Origin of the sequence: Ruania alkalisoli (genome assembly GCF_014960965.1) — a bacterium.
In the GTDB taxonomy this organism is placed as follows: domain Bacteria; phylum Actinomycetota; class Actinomycetes; order Actinomycetales; family Beutenbergiaceae; genus Ruania; species Ruania alkalisoli.
The window spans coordinates 1,602,979-1,618,814 of record NZ_CP063169.1 but is presented as its reverse complement, the minus strand read 5'-3'; the positions used below and the strand labels follow the sequence as shown (position 1 = coordinate 1,618,814).

Annotated in this window: 17 protein-coding genes and 1 pseudogene; 7 read left to right on the top strand and 11 right to left on the bottom strand. The window is 67.6% G+C overall.

Annotation, left to right across the window (positions count from 1 at the left end):
• Positions 1 to 165: 165 nt before the first annotated feature.
• Complete coding sequence (gene rpmF, locus IM660_RS07025) at positions 166 to 336, bottom strand: 50S ribosomal protein L32 (RefSeq protein ID WP_159622221.1); 171 nt, start codon at positions 334 to 336, stop codon at positions 166 to 168.
• Between the two features lie 87 nt (positions 337 to 423).
• Positions 424 to 681 (bottom strand): type B 50S ribosomal protein L31, encoded by a 258-nt coding sequence (locus IM660_RS07020; RefSeq protein ID WP_159622220.1) that lies wholly within the window; start codon positions 679 to 681, stop codon positions 424 to 426.
• A 486-nt stretch (positions 682 to 1,167) separates the two neighbouring features.
• Here IM660_RS07020 and cysK point away from each other — a divergent pair, with 486 nt between their 5' ends.
• Both cysK and cysE read left to right on the top strand, forming a co-directional pair.
• Positions 1,168 to 2,103 carry a cysteine synthase A gene (cysK, locus tag IM660_RS07015; RefSeq protein ID WP_193498637.1) on the top strand — a complete coding sequence of 312 codons (936 nt, stop codon included), beginning with the start codon at positions 1,168 to 1,170 and terminating at the stop codon, positions 2,101 to 2,103.
• Between the two features lie 19 nt (positions 2,104 to 2,122).
• Positions 2,123 to 2,728 carry a serine O-acetyltransferase gene (cysE, locus tag IM660_RS07010; protein WP_193498636.1) on the top strand — a complete coding sequence of 202 codons (606 nt, stop codon included), beginning with the start codon at positions 2,123 to 2,125 and terminating at the stop codon, positions 2,726 to 2,728.
• Here cysE and IM660_RS07005 read toward each other — a convergent pair.
• On the bottom strand, positions 2,719 to 3,072 hold the full coding sequence (locus IM660_RS07005; protein ID WP_246465192.1) for an MGMT family protein: 354 nt from the start codon (positions 3,070 to 3,072) through the stop codon (positions 2,719 to 2,721). The two genes, cysE and IM660_RS07005, sit on opposite strands and share 10 nt — an antisense overlap.
• A gap of 22 nt (positions 3,073 to 3,094) precedes the next feature.
• Between IM660_RS07005 and IM660_RS07000 the strand changes: the two genes are divergently transcribed.
• Together IM660_RS07000 and IM660_RS06995 are read left to right on the top strand one after the other, a co-directional pair.
• Positions 3,095 to 3,847: a hypothetical protein gene (locus IM660_RS07000; RefSeq protein ID WP_193498634.1), complete on the top strand. Its 753-nt coding sequence runs from the start codon at positions 3,095 to 3,097 to the stop codon at positions 3,845 to 3,847.
• A 28-nt stretch (positions 3,848 to 3,875) separates the two neighbouring features.
• Complete coding sequence (locus IM660_RS06995; RefSeq protein ID WP_193498633.1) at positions 3,876 to 4,520, top strand: DUF6226 family protein; 645 nt, start codon at positions 3,876 to 3,878, stop codon at positions 4,518 to 4,520.
• 14 nt (positions 4,521 to 4,534) lie between these two features.
• Here IM660_RS06995 and IM660_RS06990 read toward each other — a convergent pair whose 3' ends face one another.
• Complete coding sequence (locus IM660_RS06990; RefSeq protein ID WP_193498632.1) at positions 4,535 to 4,981, bottom strand: ribose-5-phosphate isomerase; 447 nt, start codon at positions 4,979 to 4,981, stop codon at positions 4,535 to 4,537.
• A gap of 50 nt (positions 4,982 to 5,031) precedes the next feature.
• Between IM660_RS06990 and IM660_RS06985 the strand changes: the two genes are divergently transcribed.
• Positions 5,032 to 7,005 carry a M13 family metallopeptidase gene (locus tag IM660_RS06985; protein WP_193498631.1) on the top strand — a complete coding sequence of 658 codons (1,974 nt, stop codon included), beginning with the start codon at positions 5,032 to 5,034 and terminating at the stop codon, positions 7,003 to 7,005.
• On the opposite strand, the gene IM660_RS06980 is transcribed toward IM660_RS06985, so the two are convergent.
• From IM660_RS06980 to IM660_RS06970, 3 genes are all read right to left on the bottom strand, one after another.
• Positions 7,006 to 7,386 carry a hypothetical protein gene (locus IM660_RS06980; protein ID WP_193498630.1) on the bottom strand — a complete coding sequence of 127 codons (381 nt, stop codon included), beginning with the start codon at positions 7,384 to 7,386 and terminating at the stop codon, positions 7,006 to 7,008.
• A gap of 271 nt (positions 7,387 to 7,657) precedes the next feature.
• Complete coding sequence (locus tag IM660_RS06975; protein WP_193498629.1) at positions 7,658 to 8,248, bottom strand: hypothetical protein; 591 nt, start codon at positions 8,246 to 8,248, stop codon at positions 7,658 to 7,660.
• A gap of 99 nt (positions 8,249 to 8,347) precedes the next feature.
• Positions 8,348 to 9,001, bottom strand: a complete 654-nt coding sequence (locus tag IM660_RS06970) for a mycothiol-dependent nitroreductase Rv2466c family protein (protein WP_281389306.1) — start codon at positions 8,999 to 9,001, stop codon at positions 8,348 to 8,350.
• Positions 9,002 to 9,098: 97 nt separating this feature from the next.
• Here IM660_RS06970 and IM660_RS06965 point away from each other — a divergent pair, with 97 nt between their 5' ends.
• On the top strand, positions 9,099 to 9,641 hold the full coding sequence (locus tag IM660_RS06965; RefSeq protein WP_193498628.1) for a GNAT family N-acetyltransferase: 543 nt from the start codon (positions 9,099 to 9,101) through the stop codon (positions 9,639 to 9,641).
• A gap of 19 nt (positions 9,642 to 9,660) precedes the next feature.
• Here the strand turns inward: IM660_RS06965 and IM660_RS06960 are convergent, their stop codons facing one another.
• Positions 9,661 to 9,993, bottom strand: a complete 333-nt coding sequence (locus IM660_RS06960; RefSeq protein ID WP_193498627.1) for a cupin domain-containing protein — start codon at positions 9,991 to 9,993, stop codon at positions 9,661 to 9,663.
• A 116-nt stretch (positions 9,994 to 10,109) separates the two neighbouring features.
• Here IM660_RS06960 and pepN point away from each other — a divergent pair.
• Positions 10,110 to 12,690: pseudogene (gene pepN, locus IM660_RS06955) on the top strand (aminopeptidase N).
• Positions 12,691 to 12,694: 4 nt separating this feature from the next.
• Here pepN and IM660_RS06950 read toward each other — a convergent pair.
• From IM660_RS06950 to IM660_RS06940, 3 genes are all read right to left on the bottom strand, one after another.
• Positions 12,695 to 13,159: a PTS sugar transporter subunit IIA gene (locus IM660_RS06950; protein WP_193498626.1), complete on the bottom strand. Its 465-nt coding sequence runs from the start codon at positions 13,157 to 13,159 to the stop codon at positions 12,695 to 12,697.
• A 9-nt stretch (positions 13,160 to 13,168) separates the two neighbouring features.
• A complete protein-coding gene (gene malQ, locus IM660_RS06945; RefSeq protein ID WP_193498625.1) occupies positions 13,169 to 15,310 on the bottom strand; it encodes a 4-alpha-glucanotransferase in 2,142 nt (713 codons plus the stop codon).
• A 170-nt stretch (positions 15,311 to 15,480) separates the two neighbouring features.
• Positions 15,481 to 15,720, bottom strand: a complete 240-nt coding sequence (locus IM660_RS06940; protein WP_193498624.1) for a PTS sugar transporter subunit IIB — start codon at positions 15,718 to 15,720, stop codon at positions 15,481 to 15,483.
• Between the last annotated feature and the right edge of the window lie 116 nt (positions 15,721 to 15,836).

Here is a 15,836-nt window from a genome sequence, read left to right as displayed (position 1 = left end):
TCCACATACCCGTCGACGGCCCGGCTCAGCACGCGGCACCAAGCGGATCGTAGCGCAGGCCTGGCCGCTCGTATAAGACATCGCCGGGTTTCCCCGAACACAAGGAAGCGGCCGCCCCCGGCAGGGAGCGACCGCTTCACGGTTCGCGTGTCGCGAGCGCGAGGCTCAGCTCTCGACGTCGACCAGACCGCGCTCGACGGCGCGGGCCAGGCGCCGCGGCACCCGGACCTCACGACCACCGGAGCGGACCGGGACGAGGTCCGCCGCCTTGGTCTTCCACTGCGAACGGCGCGCGCGGGTGTTGCTGCGCGACATCTTGCGCTTGGGAACTGCCATGGCTCTACCTCCCCTTCCGTCGTCGTTGTCTTCCTGCGGCTGGTCCGCCGCAGTATGTACCGCCAGCGCCTACGGGCGCCGGAGAAATCAGGCCTTGTTGCCAGCCTTGGCGTACCGCTGGCGGAACTTCTCGACACGACCGGCGGTGTCCATGATCTTCTGCTTACCCGTGTAGAAGGGGTGCGAAGCAGAGGAGATGTCGACGTCGACCACCGGGTAGGTGTTGCCGTCCTCCCACTCGACCGTGGTCTCGGAGGAGATCGTCGACTTCGTCAGGATCGCGAAGTTCGCGGAGATGTCACGGAACACGACCGGCCCGTACTCCGGGTGGATGTCCTTCTTCATGTCTACTTCCTACCTACTTCTCACGCGGTTGCTTCAGTGGTCTGTGCTCTGTGGTCTGCGCTGCGAGCAGCACCGTTCACGCGCCTCGTCACGGCACCTCATGACGGCGGGCGGATCGGCCGACCGAGTGGTCACCCGTCGCGGAAGTGCTGGTTCCACGCGAGCATCGGTCACGGCGCGCCCACGGAATGATACCCACATCTGGCGCTGCACGCCTACTTCACCCCTGCGCAGGCACGCCCACGACGACGCAGGTCAGGACCGTAGGTCAGCGACTGTGACGAACAACTCAGCCCTGCGTGCCCGTATCGTGGGACAGTCGGCAACCTCTCTTCCCCTGCGCTGAGGCACTGCGAAGATGAGGACGAGCGACGCCCACAGCTCCCCGCGAGCCTGAGCGGCACGCCGGCTGCGCCGGCCCCGCCGTTCCCGAGGGTCCAGCCGGCGTCCATACCGAACAACCAGCCAACGAAGGACGAGACCCCCATGGCCCGCATCTACGACAACGCTACTGCGCTGATCGGCAACACGCCGCTGGTCCGCATCAACAAGCTCACCGAGGGCGCGGGCGCGAACGTGCTCGCGAAGCTCGAGTTCTACAACCCGGCCAACAGCGTCAAGGACCGGATCGGCGTCGCCATCGTCGACGCCGCAGAGGCCGCGGGCGAGCTGCCCGCCGGCGGCACCATCGTGGAGGCCACCAGCGGCAACACCGGTATCGCGCTGGCGTTCGTCGGCGCGGCCCGCGGGTACAAGGTCGTGCTGACCATGCCGGAGACGATGTCGAACGAGCGCAAGATGCTGCTGCGCGCCTTCGGTGCCGAGCTCGTCCTCACGCCGGGCGCGGAAGGTATGAAGGGTGCGGTCACCCGCGCCGAGCAGATCGCCTCAGAGCGCCCCGGTGCGATCCTGGCACGCCAGTTCGCCAACGAGGCAAACCCTGCCATCCACCGCAAGACCACGGCCGAGGAGATCTGGGCAGACACCGACGGTGAAGTCGATATCGTGGTGGCGGGTATCGGCACCGGCGGCACGATCACCGGTGTGGGCCAGGTACTGAAGGAGCGCAAGCCCGACGTCAAGATCATCGCCGTCGAGCCGGAGGAGTCCCCGATCCTCAACGGCGGGCAGCCCGGTCCGCACAAAATCCAGGGCATCGGCGCGAACTTCGTGCCGGAGATCCTCGACACCTCGATCTACGACGAGGTCATCGACGTCAACGCCGAGACCGCCGTCGAGGTGGCCCGCCGCGCCGCACGCGAGGAAGGACTGCTCGTGGGAATCTCCTCCGGTGCCGCCCTGCACGCCGCCATCCAGGTGGCGCAGCGCCCGGAGAACGCCGGCAAGAACATCGTGGTGATCATCCCCTCCTTCGGTGAGCGCTACCTGTCGACCATCCTGTACGCCGACCTCGCCGAGTGATCGAGACAAGGTCGCTTTCATGAGTCCCACGCGTCACCTGCGACTGCGTGAGCTGGTCGCAGAGGATCTCGAGACCGCCCGGCGCCGCGACCCTGCGGCCCGGAGCGGTCTCGAGGTCGCCCTCCTGTACCCCGGCGTGCACGCGCTGTGGTTGCACCGGCTGGCGAACCGACTGTGGGTGACCAATCCCCTGCTCAAGCTGCCTGCCCGGCTGATCTCGCAGGTGGCGCGCGCCGTCACCGGGGTGGAAATCCACCCCGGTGCGGTACTCGGGCGTCGGTTCTTCATCGATCACGGCATGGGGGTGGTGATCGGCGAGACCGCTGAGGTCGGCGACGACGTCCTGATGTTCCACGGCTCCACACTCGGCGGACGGTCGATGAGTGCCGGCAAGCGTCACCCGACCATCGGTGACCGGGTGGTGATCGGTGCGGGAGCCAAGGTCCTCGGCCCGATCGATGTCGGGGACGACGTCAAGATCGGGGCAAACGCCGTCGTCGTGAAGGACGTCCCGGCCGCATCGGTGGTCGTCGGCGTCCCGGGGCAGACCCGCCAGGCTCCCCCGTCCAGCAAGGACGACACCGCCGACCCGGCCCTCTACCTGGATCCCGCGATCTACATCTGATCAGGTTTGGACTCGCCCGGCTCCCACCCTGCCTCGGCGAGGTCGACTCGGGGTGGGTCGTGCGCCGTCAGTGGAACCCCCTCGTTCCGCAACAGCTCCAATCCGCGCCCGGCCACCCGTTCGGCCACGGCGCCGCTGGCCGTGACGACGCGCCACCAGGGCACGCCGCCACCGTACTGAGCCATGACGGTGCCGACCGTCCGCGCGCTGCCCTTGCCCGTCGCCACCCTCGCCGCTTCAGCGATCACCCCGTAGGTGGTGGCGCGGCCCGGCGGGATCTGCTCGACCAGATCGAGCACCGTCTCCACATAGTCCCCAGGCCCTTGCTCAGCGGCAGTGTTCACCCGCCCTATGATCTCCCATGACATGACGGACAGCGACAGCGCCACCGCGCCGGGCGAGACCTACGTCTGCCCGCACTGCGAGGCCACCCACGAGCACGAGCACGTCGACGAGCGAGCGGTGGTCGACGGCTACCGCCGCACTCTGGCCCGGGTCAGCGCTGCCCGGACGGCGGTGATACTGGTCACCCTCGCCGCCGTGTTGCTCGGCTCTCTCGGCCTGCTGGGACTGGCGGGGCTCGGGCTCCTCAGCTGGGCAGTCGTCACCGGCGCCGGATGGGGCGCGGCCGTCCTCGACCTCGCTCGCCGCCCACACTCTGGAACGCGGATGGGAACGGCGCAGCGCGACGAGCGCAGGTTCGTGCTGGTCTCGGTACTCACCGGCGCCGCACTCACGCCGCTCGCCGCACTCGGCCTCGCGCTCACAGCCGGCGCAATCGTCGACGCGCATCCGCTCGCGGTGGCAGGCGCTGCCGCGGCCGGCTGGTTCGCCGGTTCAGCGACCGCCGAGACGATCAGCAACCTCAGACTGCGCGCTCTGCTAGTCGCGGACACTCGTGCCGCGGAGGTGGCCCGGGAAGCGGCAGTGCGGCTGCGCGAACACACCCATGAGTGGCGCGGCCTGGGTACCGCGGTCGCGACTGCCATCGTCGTCGGGATCGAGCTCCTGGTCTGCCTGTGGCTGCCGATCCTGGTGATCGTGCTAATACCCCTGCACGTGGCAGTGGCGGCGCTGGTCGGCCGGGCGCAGCAGCGCCGCCCGCTCCCACTCCCCTAGAGCCGATCAAGTACGAGAGGCTAGGTGCGTGAGCACCTACCGACGCCCGCCGATCGACGCGCCGGTCTTCCGCGACACCGACGGTCAGGTCATCGACTACGGGAACCGGTGGTTCGATCATCCCCCGGAGGAGACCTACTCCGTGGTCACGCACCCGGATCGATTCGCACCGCTCCACGCGATCGGCGACGCACTGATCGCCCACCTCCAGGAGAACTATGACGTCGAAACCGACGAGGGTGAGCAGACGGCGCTGGATCTGCTGACGTCAGCCCGAGCCGAGGTGGTGCGTGCGGTGCGGATCCGGCCGAACGATCCGGCCTGCGCATCGTTGACGTTCGTGTTCACTGCCTTCCCCGGCATCTTCCTGCACGCCGGCCTTCTGCACGACTTCCATCTCCCGGTCTGCGGATGCGATGCGTGCGATTCCACGTGGTCCGAGGAAGCGGACGCCCTTGAGCATCTCGTGCTGGCAGTCGCCGCCGGGCAGTACCGGGAGGGCCTAGGGCAGGACAGCTCCTGGGTCGATATCGCGGTCACCTACCCTGGCGGCGCGAGTTCAGGGTGGTCGAATGCGCAGGACATCCCCGTAGCGCGTCTCCGAGCCGCTCAACCACTCCTGCGGACTGTCTCCGACGGGTGGGCTGCTTGGCCCCGGCAAACTACCGCCTAGTCCCAACGAAGTGCTCAGCGCGCCTCGTACTCGGCCAACTGGTCAATACGCCGCTGGTGGCGTTCGTCGCCGGAGAACGCCTCAGCAACGAAGGCGTCGACGATCGCCAGGGCATCCGCGGTGCTGTGCTGGCGGGCCCCGACCGCGACGACATTGGCGTTGTTGTGCTGGCGCCCCAGGCGAGCAGTCTCCACGTTCCATGCGAGGGCGGCTCGCACTCCCGCGACCTTGTTGGCGGCAATCTGCTCCCCGTTGCCGCTCCCGCCGATCACCACTCCGAGCGAACCCGGCTCCGCGACCACGGCTTCACCGGCTGCGAAACAGAAGGCAGGGTAGTCGTCCTGGGCGTCGTAGGCATGAGCCCCGTGGTCGGTCACGTCGTGCCCGCTGGTCCGTAAGTGATCGGCGAGCACGGCTTTGAGCTCGAACCCGGCGTGGTCGGCGGCGAGGTGAATGCGCATGCGGTCATTGTGCCGCACAGGAGGTCGCTCCTCACGGGTATGTTCGGAGGATGAGCATCATCTCCGAAGCTGACGCCGCTGCCATGGACCACTCCGCACGGCCGCAGGACGACCTGTTCCGCCACGTCAACGGCGCGTGGCTGGACTCGCACGAGATCCCGGCCGACCGCGGACGGGACGGCACATTCCACCAGTTGCACGATCAGGCCGAGGAACAGGTGCGAACCCTGATCACTGAGGCTGCCGACGTCCCGGCCGATGATCCGGCCGGGGAAGAGGCAGCGAAGATCGCCGCCGTCTACGCCTCGTTCATGGCGACCGAACGGGTGGACGCCCTCGGCACCCTCCCCCTCGCGGCCGACCTGGAACTGGTGACGGCGGCGCACACGAAGGATCAGCTCACCCGCGCACTCGGGACGCTGCAGCGCACGGGCGTCGGCGGCGCGGTTGAACCGTTCATCGACGTCGACTCCGACGACCCCACCCGGTACATCGTCTATCTCGAGCAATCGGGTCTCGGGATGCCCGACGAAGCGTATTACCGGGCGGAGGAGCATGCGGCGGTCCGGGCCGCCTACATCCCACACGTGGCTGCGATGCTCGCCACTGCGGGCGTGGTGACCGAGGCTGAAGCACACGGCGCTGCCGAGCGGGTGATGGCCCTGGAGACCCGGCTGGCCGGCGCGCACTGGGACCGGGTACGGTGCCGCGACGCCCAGGCCACCTACAACCGGATGACGCTGGCCCAGCTGAGCGAACTCGCCCCGGAGTTCGACTGGGCCACCTGGGTGAGTGCCCTAGGAGGCGAGGAGTCCGCACTGGCGGAGGTCGTCGTCCGGCAGCCGGAGTTCCTCGCCGACCTCTCGGCGGCATGGGCGGACGAGCCGACCGACCTGTGGCGGCTGTGGCTGACCTGGCGGGTGGTGCGTTCGCGCGCCCCGTACCTGCACAGCGAGCTCGTGGAGGAGAACTTCGACTTCGTGGGCCGCACCCTCACCGGCGCCCCGGAGATCCGGGAGCGGTGGAAGCGGGGGGTGAGCCTGGTGCAGGGCGTGCTCGGGGAAGCCGTGGGCAAGCTGTACGTGGCGCGGCACTTCCCCCCGGAGCACAAGGAAGCCATGCGGGTGCTGGTGGCCGACCTGGTGGAGGCCTATCGTCGCTCCATCTCAGACTTGGACTGGATGAGCCCGGCCACACGTGAGAAGGCCCTCGACAAGCTTGAGGCGTTCACCCCGAAGGTCGGCTACCCGGATAAGTGGCGCGACTACTCCGGCCTCCAGGTCACCGGCGACGATCTGCTCGGCAATGTCCGTGCCGCGCACGCCTTCGAGACTGACTACGAGCTGAACAAGCTCGGCGGTCCGATCGACACCGACGAGTGGTTCATGTCCCCACAGACGGTGAACGCCTACTACAACCCGTCGATGAACGAGATCGTCTTCCCAGTTGCGATCCTGCAGCCGCCGTTCTTTGATGCCGACGCCGACGACGCCACGAACTACGGCGCAATCGGCGCGGTGATCGGGCATGAGATCGGGCACGGATTCGACGATCAGGGCAGCCGGTACGACGGTTCCGGTCGGCTGCACGACTGGTGGACTGAGGAGGACCGGGCCGAGTTCGACGCCCGCACCCAGGCCCTGATCGCGCAGTACGACGTCCTCTCCCCCAGCGGGCTGGACGATTCCCATACCGTGAATGGCGCCCTGACGGTCGGCGAGAACATCGGCGACCTCGGCGGACTCGGTATCGGCATCAAGGCCTTCCGGATCGCCAAGGAACGTCGCGGTGAGGAGACAACGCAGGAGGAGATGCAGCGCCTGTTCCTCGCGTGGGCCCGATGCTGGCGCACGAAAGCCCGCGAGCAGGAGGCTCTGCGGCTGCTCTCGATCGACCCCCACTCCCCCGATGAGATCCGCTGCAACGCCCCGGTGCGCAACCTCGACGAGTTCGTCGACGCGTTCGACGTGCAGCCGGGCGACGGGCTGTGGCTCGATCCGGACGAGCGCGTCCGGATCTGGTGATCAGTTGCGGGCCGGCAAGCCGGCCCGCAACCACCCCAGGAATCCCCCGACGGCGTAGCTCACCCGGGCGAGCTCGAGTTCGGCAAGCGCCTCGGCTGTCTCCTGTGCCAGCTGTCCGTCGTCGCTGAGAAGGATCACCGGCCGCGGATCGGTGGAGTTGAGCAGGTGTCCGAGCAACTCTTGCGGCGCGAGGACGGCAGCCGCGAGGTCTGGGGGCACTTCACCGTTGGCGTGCTGGTCCCGCAGATCGACCAGCAGCGCACGCTCGTACAGGGCTGCCTGGTAGGCGGCGCGGACCGAAATCGCAGCGCTGCCCGGCTCAGGCGGGGCGGGGCGGGCGGAGAGGACGGCATCCCAGGTGGTGCCGGTGGTGACGGCCATGTGCATGTGCTCCTGACGGGTAGGCGGGTGCGGGGCGAGTCAGCGACGGCGACAGGAGTCGCACATCGCGGCGCTGCTCATCGAGCGACAGCGCATTCGCCCCGGCATTCGCGCCGGTGCCCCCATCAGGGCGTGCTCGACCCGGGCACCGGTGGCCGCGAGGTCGAGGAACATGAGAAGTACTCCACCATATCCGCGGACGGCGGCGAGCCACCCCCGCATGGATCCCACCATATGAGATGACGAGCTTCGCTGAGTGGCGGGGCCGGGGTCAGAAGGTTCGGGTGCCTCCGCGCGCGATCTGGAACCCGTGCCCGGTGGTGACGGACCGGCAGACCGGCCCATCCGTGGTGCTCTCACACAGAATGTCGCCGACCAGCGTCGCCTGACCGTAGTCGAGCTCGGTGAGGCCACCAGGTTGCTCGGGTGCCGCACCGCAGACAGGCGTGGCACCGTCGGCGGAGACTTCCCACCGGTACCCGGAGTCGTCCGCGGCACAGTCCTCGATGCTCGGCGGCGAGTACGAGAAGGACTCGATCACGCAGGTCGCTGCGTCATTGCCGAGCTCGCACCAGATGTTGCCGCTGGGCAGCATGAAGCCAGTCAGGTCGAGCACGTCCTCGGGCACGTCGACCTGCGGGGCGTCGGTGGTCTCACCACTGTCGGTCCCATCGCCACCGGCTCCCGCTCCGTCGGTCGCCGCAGTCCCGCCCGTCGCAGTGCCGGCATCGCCGGTGGGGTCCTCCCGCGCAGCGCTGCTGTCGGGCCAGGTGACCAGAATGATCACCAGAGCCACGATCAGCAGCGCGTCCACGCACACGAGTGCGACACCCCATGGTCCAAGGCCGCCGCGCTGGGCCATCGATCCTCCGTCGTCCGGTTCCGAATGCTCACCTACGGTAGCGGCCGGAGCCCATGCAGACGACCTGACCGGAACGCCCGCCGGAGGCGGAGAGGGGTGTCAGTCGAAAATCGGCCCCTGGGAGCGGGTGCGCTTGATCTCATAGAAGCCGGGATAGGCAGCCACAGCCACCACGCCGTCCCACAGCTTGCCGGCTTCCTCACCCTTGGGTGCGGGGGTGATGACCGGTCCGAAGAACGCCGTGCCGTTGAAGGCGACGACCGGCGTACCGACGTCCTCACCGACGCGCGAGATGGCTGCGGCGTGCGAGGCACGCAGGGACTCATCGTGCTCGTCGGAGTCCTCGAACCGGATCAGGTCGGCGGGAAGACCTACCTCAGCAAGCGCCTCGACCAGGACCTCATGCCGGTCCTCGCCACGACCTCCGGGGTGGAAGCGTGTGCCGATCGCATCGTAGAGCGGCTTGACCCACTCTTCGCCGTGCAGCACCCGGGCAGCATTGATCACCCGCACCGGACCCCAGGCCTGCGCGAGCATCGCCTTGTACCCCTCGGGCAGTTCGTCCCGCCCCTCGTTCAGGACCGACAGGCTCATGATGTGCCAGCGGACCGAGATATCACGGACCTTCTCCACCTCGGTGATCCAGCGGGAGGTCATCCACGCCCACGGACAGGCGGGGTCGAACCAGAAGTCGGCGACGTCTGTGTGCGTGGCCTCGATCGTGTCGGCGGCGGTCTGGGTGACAGTGCTCACTACATCTCCTTCGTCAGGTCAAGACATGTCCATTGTCGCCAACCGAGAACGACCGTCCGACATTCCGCGAGGAGGAGCTGTCTGGGATGATGGCCGGATGCGTCTTGCGTGGCCGTCCGAGGCACCCTCAGCAGGATCGGTCCTGCTGCGCCCCTGGAGAGCGAGCGATGCCCACCTGGTGGCGGAGTTCGCCGCCGATTCCTACATCCCCACCATCGGGTCCGTGCCTGAGCGGGTCGACGACGACGGGGCCGCAGCGTGGATCTCGCGCCAGCTCGCCCGGGCCGAGCAAGGGACGGGCTATTCGTTCGCCGTGGCCGACAAGCAAACCGATCGTGCTGTCGGCCACGCTGGCCTCTCCCTGCGATCCGACAGCGGCCGGGCTGTAGGCGGCTACGCGATCTCACCGCAATGTCGTGGACGTGGGTACGCCAAGGACGCGCTGATCGCGCTGACGGGCTTCGGCTGGAGCATCCAGGCTCTGCACAGGATCGAGCTGTACATCGAACCGTGGAACGTCGCCTCCCTTCGCACCGCCGAGCGGGCCGGCTACCTGCGGGAAGGCGTGCTCCGCTCGCACCAGGAGATCGACGGTGTGCGACGCGACATGACGCTCTATGCCGCGCTCCGACCCGGGTAGTCAACCGGCCGGGGCGCGCTCAGACGAAGTCCTCTCGCATCGGTGTGAACAGGTCGAGCAGCACTCCCGCCTCGCGGCACAGACACCCGTGCTCGACGTTGCTCGACTTGAGCATCGAATCGCCAGCTCTGACGGTCCTGACGACTCCGTCGATCTCGAAGTCGAACACCCCGCTGACGACATAGGTGATCTGGGTGTGTGGATGGTGGTGGAGCGGGCCGACTGCTCTGGTCTCGAACGTGTTCTCCACGCACATCATCTTCTGGTCATAGGCGAGCACCCGGCGCGTGACCCCGTCGGCTGCCTCCGTCGCCTCGACGTCGTCGCGAAATACCCACCGCTGATCGATCATGGACCCACCCTATGGCCGGACGCCGCTCCCGTGGCGGTCGTGATGGCAGGATCGTGTCACCGCGCTACCGGCCGTAGCACACCCCGGTCTACCCGCATCGATGAGGAGCAACGTTCGTGCCTGGAGAGAACCTCACCCGTATCGAAGCTGCTGAACGGGCCGCGACGGTCCAACCCACCGCCTACGAGGTAGCGCTCGATCTCACCGGATCCGAACCAACTTTCCGCTCGAGGACGCGGGTGCGGTTCACTGCCACCCCCGGAGCGAGCACGTTCATCGACCTGATCGCGCCGACTGTGCACGAGATCGTCCTCAACGGTGTCTCGCTGGACCCAGAGCTGGTGTTCGCCGATTCACGGATCCAGCTGGACGGCCTCCGGGCCGAGAACGAACTCCACGTGGTGGCCGATTGTGCCTACATGAACACCGGTGAGGGGCTGCACCGGTTCGTGGATCCGGTCGACGACGAGATCTACCTGTACTCCCAGTTCGAGGTGGCCGACACCCGGAGAATGTTCGCCGTCTTCGAGCAACCTGATCTGAAGGCAACCTTCCAGTTCACTGTCACCGCTGCCCAGCACTGGCAGGTGGTCTCCAATGCCCCCACTCCCGCACCTCGAGCGACCCACGACGGCGCAGCCACCTGGACCTTCGAGCCCACCGGGATCTTGCCGTGCTATGTCACGGCTCTCGTGGCCGGCCCGTACCACCGTGAGACCGGAGAACTGGTCTCACGCGACGGCAGGACTATCCCGCTCGGCGTGTTCTGCCGGGCCTCGCTCGCCGAGCACCTGGACACGGAGAACGTCCTCGACATCACCCGCGCCGGGTTCGCCTTCTACGAGGAGGCCTTCGACATGGCCTACCCGTTCGAGAAGTACGACCAGTTGTTCGTGCCGGAGTTCAACGCCGGTGCGATGGAGAACGCCGGCTGCGTGACCTTCGTGGAGAACTACATCTTCCGGTCCAAGGTGCCCGAGGCCACGATCGAACGGCGAGCCGTGACGATCCTGCACGAGCTCGCACACATGTGGTTCGGCGATCTGGTCACCATGCGCTGGTGGAACGACCTGTGGTTGAACGAGTCGTTCGCCGAGTACGCCTCCACGCTGGCCACCGCTGAAGCCACGCGGTGGACGCAGGCGTGGACCACGTTCAGTTCACTGGAGAAGTCGTGGGCCTACCGGCAGGACCAGCTGCCGACCACCCATCCCATCGTGGCCGAGATCAACGACCTCGAGGACGTCGAGGTCAACTTCGACGGCATCACCTACGCCAAGGGCGCCTCGGTGCTCAAGCAACTCGTCGCGTGGGTTGGGCAGGAGGCCTTCCTCGCCGGCGTGCAGGCGTACTTCCGCAAGCATGCCCGCGGCAACACCGAGCTGCGCGATCTGCTCGCCGAGCTGGAAGCCACCAGTGGTCGCGACTTGAGCGCTTGGTCACGTGTGTGGCTGCAAGAGTCAGGCGTGACCACGCTGCGTCCGCAGATCGAGGTGGACTCCATGGGCAGGATCGCCTCCTTCTTCATCAGCCAGGAGGCGCCCGACGAGCACCCGGCTCTGCGCCCGCACCGCATTGCGGTCGGCGGCTATGACATCGATGGCAAGGGGCATCTGCGGCGCACCCACCGGGTCGAACTCGACATCGACGGGGCAAGCACCCCGGTGCCGGACTTCGTCGGGATCGACCGACCGCAGCTGATCCTGGTCAATGACGAGGACCTGGCGTACGCGAAGGTCCGCCTCGACCCGCAGTCGCTGGAGACTGCCGTCGAACACCTGAGTGACTTCACCGATTCCCTTCCCCGCTCCCTGGTCTGGAGCTCCGCGTGGGACATGACCCGGGACGGGGAGTGGCCAGCGCGTCGCTTCATCGACATGGTGACGGACAGTGTTGGTGCCGAGACCGACTCCACCATGGCGTTGGTGCTGCTGCGCCAACTCGCCACCACCGTGACCTTCTACACCGACCCGGCGAACTCCGAACGCGTCAGGACTACCGTCGCGGATCGACTCTGGGACCTCGCCAACGCAGCCGCACCTGGGTCGGACAGTCAGTTCCAGCTCCTCAAGGCGTTCGCGACCCACGCGACCACCGCACAGCACCGTGCCACACTGACCGGGATACTCGCGGGCGAGACAACTCTCGAGGGTCTGACCGTGGACACCGATCTGCGATGGGAACTCCTGAGCGGCCTAGCAGCGTTGGGGGCGGTCGGCGAGCGCGAGATCGCGGCTGAGGAGGAGCGACTCCACCGCGGCCGGACGCAGAGCCGCGGCAGCTGCCCGGGCGTCCCTGCCGACGAGGGAGGCCAAGGAGGCTGTCTGGGCCTCCGTGGTGGATGCCGGCGACCTCCCGAATGCCGTCCAGAGCGCTCTGATCGCTGGCTTCGCACGCGTGCACGGGCAGGCAGGCCGAGCCCTGCTGGCCGGCTTCGCTGATCGCTACTTCGAAGCGATCGAGGGAGTGTGGGCCGAACGTACGAACGAGATCGCACAGAACATCGTGGTCGGTCTGTACCCTTCCCGGATCGCCGACATCGACACCTCGACCGGGGTGGACGTACTCACCCGCACCGACGCCTTCCTCGATCAGCTCGGCGACCGGACGCCGGCGCTGCGCCGCCTGATGCTGGAGAACCGCGACACGGTACGACGAGCCCTGGCCGCACAGCAGGCGGACCGTTCGGCGGGCTGAGCCCTCAACCAATCCACTCGAACAGAGGCTCCCCCGCCTGGACGGATGCGCGCAGGCTGACTCGTACCGTGTCTGTCACCGCCTCCAGCGCGACCACCGGACACACGGGCGAGCGTCCGCCGTCGGCAATCTCCCGTGGCGAGAATGTCACCATCCGCTGACGTCGTTCCACGCTCTCACCCTCGGCCACATGCACAGTGAAGCCCTCGCCGCCGAGTTGGACCGTGTCGACACCCAGATGCACCAGCACCCCCTGACCCGACGCAGCCACCACCACGAAGGCGTGCGGGTGTAGTTTCAGGATGCGCCCGGAGATCGGGGCGAGCACGTCCACGGGGTCACCACCGGCGGCAGTCAACGGGTCGATGGCGGCCCCAGGGCCGACGATCTCCTGCGCGAAGACCGGGTCCGGAACCTGCGACATCGCCATCACGTCCCCTGACACCGGGGCGAGCACATGCAGCGTCATCGACCGTCCTCACCCACGTTCGCGGAGCTCGTGGGTCAGGGCCGTCAGCAGCGACGCGAACCGGGCGTTGCCCGGAAGATCCTCGACGAGCACAGCCTGTTCGGCACCGTCAGCCAACGGGATCTTCCAGTTCGGGTACTCGGTGTCGGTGCCGGGTTGGTTCTGAGCGCGGCGCTCACCCACCGCATCGGCGAGCGAGACCCCCACCAGGACGGCGGGTGTCTGGGCAATGTAGCGATGCAGGGCCTCCACAATCTGCCGCTCCGTGGGGTCCTCAGGCAGCAGGAACCGCTCACGCAAACCCTGGAGCATGCGTTCTCGCTCGATTCGTGCGGCCAGTCGTACGCGTTCCACCGGTTCAGTCAGCAGTCCGAGACGGTGCCGCAGATCGACGTGCTCCTCGGCCAGGTAGCCGGCGGTGGGCGGCAAATCGTGGGTGGTGACGGTCGCGAGCACCAGCTCGCGGTAGTCCTCCGGCGGCCTGGGACGAGCATCCTCCTGTTCAAACCACAGCACCGACGTGCCCAGCACTCCCCGTTCGCTCAGGTAGTCGCGCACCCACGGTTCGACCGTTCCCAGGTCTTCACCGATCACCACGGCCCCGGCCCGGTGCGCCTCCAGCGCCAGCACGCCGACCATCGCCTCGTGGTCGTAGCTGACGTAGGTACCCTCGCCCGCGCTGCATCCGTGGGGTATCCACCACAACCGGAACAGACCCATGATGTGGTCAACCCGGAGCGCACCCGCATGACGCAGTGCCGTACGGACCAGATCGCGCACGGGGGCATACCCCACCTCGGCGAGTGCATCGGGCCGCCACGGCGGCTGGGACCAGTCCTGACCCTGCTGGTTGTACATGTCCGGCGGCGCGCCGACCGACATCCCCCGGGCGAGCACGTGCCGCATCGACCACGAGTCGGCCCCGTCCGGATGCACGCCGACCGCCAGGTCCTGCATGATTCCGATCCGCATACCGGCCTCGCGCGCGACCCGCTGTGCCCTGGCCAACTGCTCATCTGCCACCCACTGCAACCAGCAGTGGAAGGTGACCCGTTCCGCCAATTGACGACGCAGCGCGGCAATCGCCCCCGAGGTGGCGCCGTCGGTGAGGGGCCACTGATCCGAACCGAAGGATTCCCGGGCGGCGCACCACAGTGCGAAGTCCTCCAGACCCTGTCCCTGTTCAGTGCGGAACCGGTCGAACTCGCCCTGTCGCGAGCGGCTTCTGCCCGCGGCAAAGATCGTCTCGAGAGCCGACTTCTTCTCCTGCCAGACCTCATCCCGGTCCAAGGGCGAAGCATCGGTGTTCATGACCTGCACCGACTGTGCTCCCCACTCCAGGAGCGTGCGCTGGTTATTGGGCAGGTACGCCGCTTCGGCAACCTCTTCGGGACGGATGTAGATCGGGTTGACGAACCGTCTCGTCGCCGGCAGGTAGGGAGACGGCGTGATCGGAACGCTCGGCTCGGCCGCATGCACCGGGTTGATGAGCAAGAAATCCGCCCCGACCTCGGCCCCGAGCGCCCCGAGCTCGGCCAGGTCCGCAAAGTCCCCGATGCCCCACGAGCGGTGGGAGCGCACCGAGTACAACTGCGCCATCAGGCCCCACGCGCGGCCTCCGAGGTCCTCTCGCAACTGCGGGAGCGAGAGTGTGACCGGGGTGACGGCCAGCGGTGCACGGCTCTCCTCGTCGAGCCCGACCACAACCACGACCTCATGCCATCCCAGCGGCAGATCGTCCGGCAAGATGAAGGTCGCCTCACCGACGGACCGACCGTCGATCGTTCGCGGCTCGACCCAGCGATCCGACTGTGCGAGCTCGACGATGCCTGCGGACTCGAGCACCACATGTGCCCGCACTGCCATACCGTCGTCGACATGGACGGGCACGGTGGCTTCAGTCCCCTGCCTCATCACCACGCACGGAGGCAGCACGCGGCGCCACGGCGCGAGATCGGCGCGGGTGCGCTCGGCGAGGATCTCCTCAGCGGAGCCGGCTCGCACTCCCATCGCAGCGAGCGCAGCACGCACCGTGGCAGCCGGGACGTCCCGGTGCTCGCCGTGGAAATCCCAGAAGTCGGTCGCCACCCCGTAGGTAGCCGCGAGCGCACGCAAGTCTTCACTCAGGGCGTCAGTGCTCACTTCGGTCACGGCGTGGTCCAACGCTCCCCATCAGTCGGTTCGGCGGCATGGCGGTCCGCTCCAGCATCGATCCGGCTCACCATGATCTGCTTGGCCCGATCCTGCCAGAGACACTGGTGACGGGCGCGTCGGCACCAGCAGTTGATATCGGCACCGCACTCCGACCAGCGTCCGCAGGGTCAAGCCCCCGAGCGCAGCCCGTCAATCTCGGCAGCAAGATCATCCGCCTCCGGCCCAACGACCACTTGCACCACGCGACCGGACCGCACCACACCGAAGGCACCGTGTGAACGTAGGCCGTCCTCGTTCACGAGCCCCGGGTCGGTCACCTCGACCCGCAACCGCGTGATGCACGGCTCCAGGTCGACCACGTTCTGGTCGCCGCCCAGTGCCGCGAGGAACTCTTCAGCCTTCGTCACGTCCACTCCTTCTTCGTCGATGTGATCGCTCTGTGATACATCCCACTCTACAACCGCGTGGCCCTGGGCACTGCCCACCAGCACAATGATCAGCAACCAACGACGGGGAGGCGATC

What these genes read in the sequence shown, in the direction of transcription:
- rpmF (WP_159622221.1), bottom strand. Translation starts at nt 336, where the DNA reads ATGGCAGTTCCCAAGCGCAAGATGTCGCGCAGCAACACCCGCGCGCGC.
- IM660_RS07020 (WP_159622220.1), bottom strand. Translation starts at nt 681, where the DNA reads ATGAAGAAGGACATCCACCCGGAGTACGGGCCGGTCGTGTTCCGTGAC.
- cysK (WP_193498637.1), top strand. Translation starts at nt 1,168, where the DNA reads ATGGCCCGCATCTACGACAACGCTACTGCGCTGATCGGCAACACGCCG.
- cysE (WP_193498636.1), top strand. Translation starts at nt 2,123, where the DNA reads ATGAGTCCCACGCGTCACCTGCGACTGCGTGAGCTGGTCGCAGAGGAT.
- IM660_RS07000 (WP_193498634.1), top strand. Translation starts at nt 3,095, where the DNA reads ATGACGGACAGCGACAGCGCCACCGCGCCGGGCGAGACCTACGTCTGC.
- IM660_RS06990 (WP_193498632.1), bottom strand. Translation starts at nt 4,981, where the DNA reads ATGCGCATTCACCTCGCCGCCGACCACGCCGGGTTCGAGCTCAAAGCC.
- IM660_RS06985 (WP_193498631.1), top strand. Translation starts at nt 5,032, where the DNA reads ATGAGCATCATCTCCGAAGCTGACGCCGCTGCCATGGACCACTCCGCA.
- IM660_RS06980 (WP_193498630.1), bottom strand. Translation starts at nt 7,386, where the DNA reads ATGGCCGTCACCACCGGCACCACCTGGGATGCCGTCCTCTCCGCCCGC.
- IM660_RS06975 (WP_193498629.1), bottom strand. Translation starts at nt 8,248, where the DNA reads ATGGCCCAGCGCGGCGGCCTTGGACCATGGGGTGTCGCACTCGTGTGC.
- IM660_RS06965 (WP_193498628.1), top strand. Translation starts at nt 9,099, where the DNA reads ATGCGTCTTGCGTGGCCGTCCGAGGCACCCTCAGCAGGATCGGTCCTG.
- IM660_RS06960 (WP_193498627.1), bottom strand. Translation starts at nt 9,993, where the DNA reads ATGATCGATCAGCGGTGGGTATTTCGCGACGACGTCGAGGCGACGGAG.
- IM660_RS06950 (WP_193498626.1), bottom strand. Translation starts at nt 13,159, where the DNA reads ATGACGCTGCATGTGCTCGCCCCGGTGTCAGGGGACGTGATGGCGATG.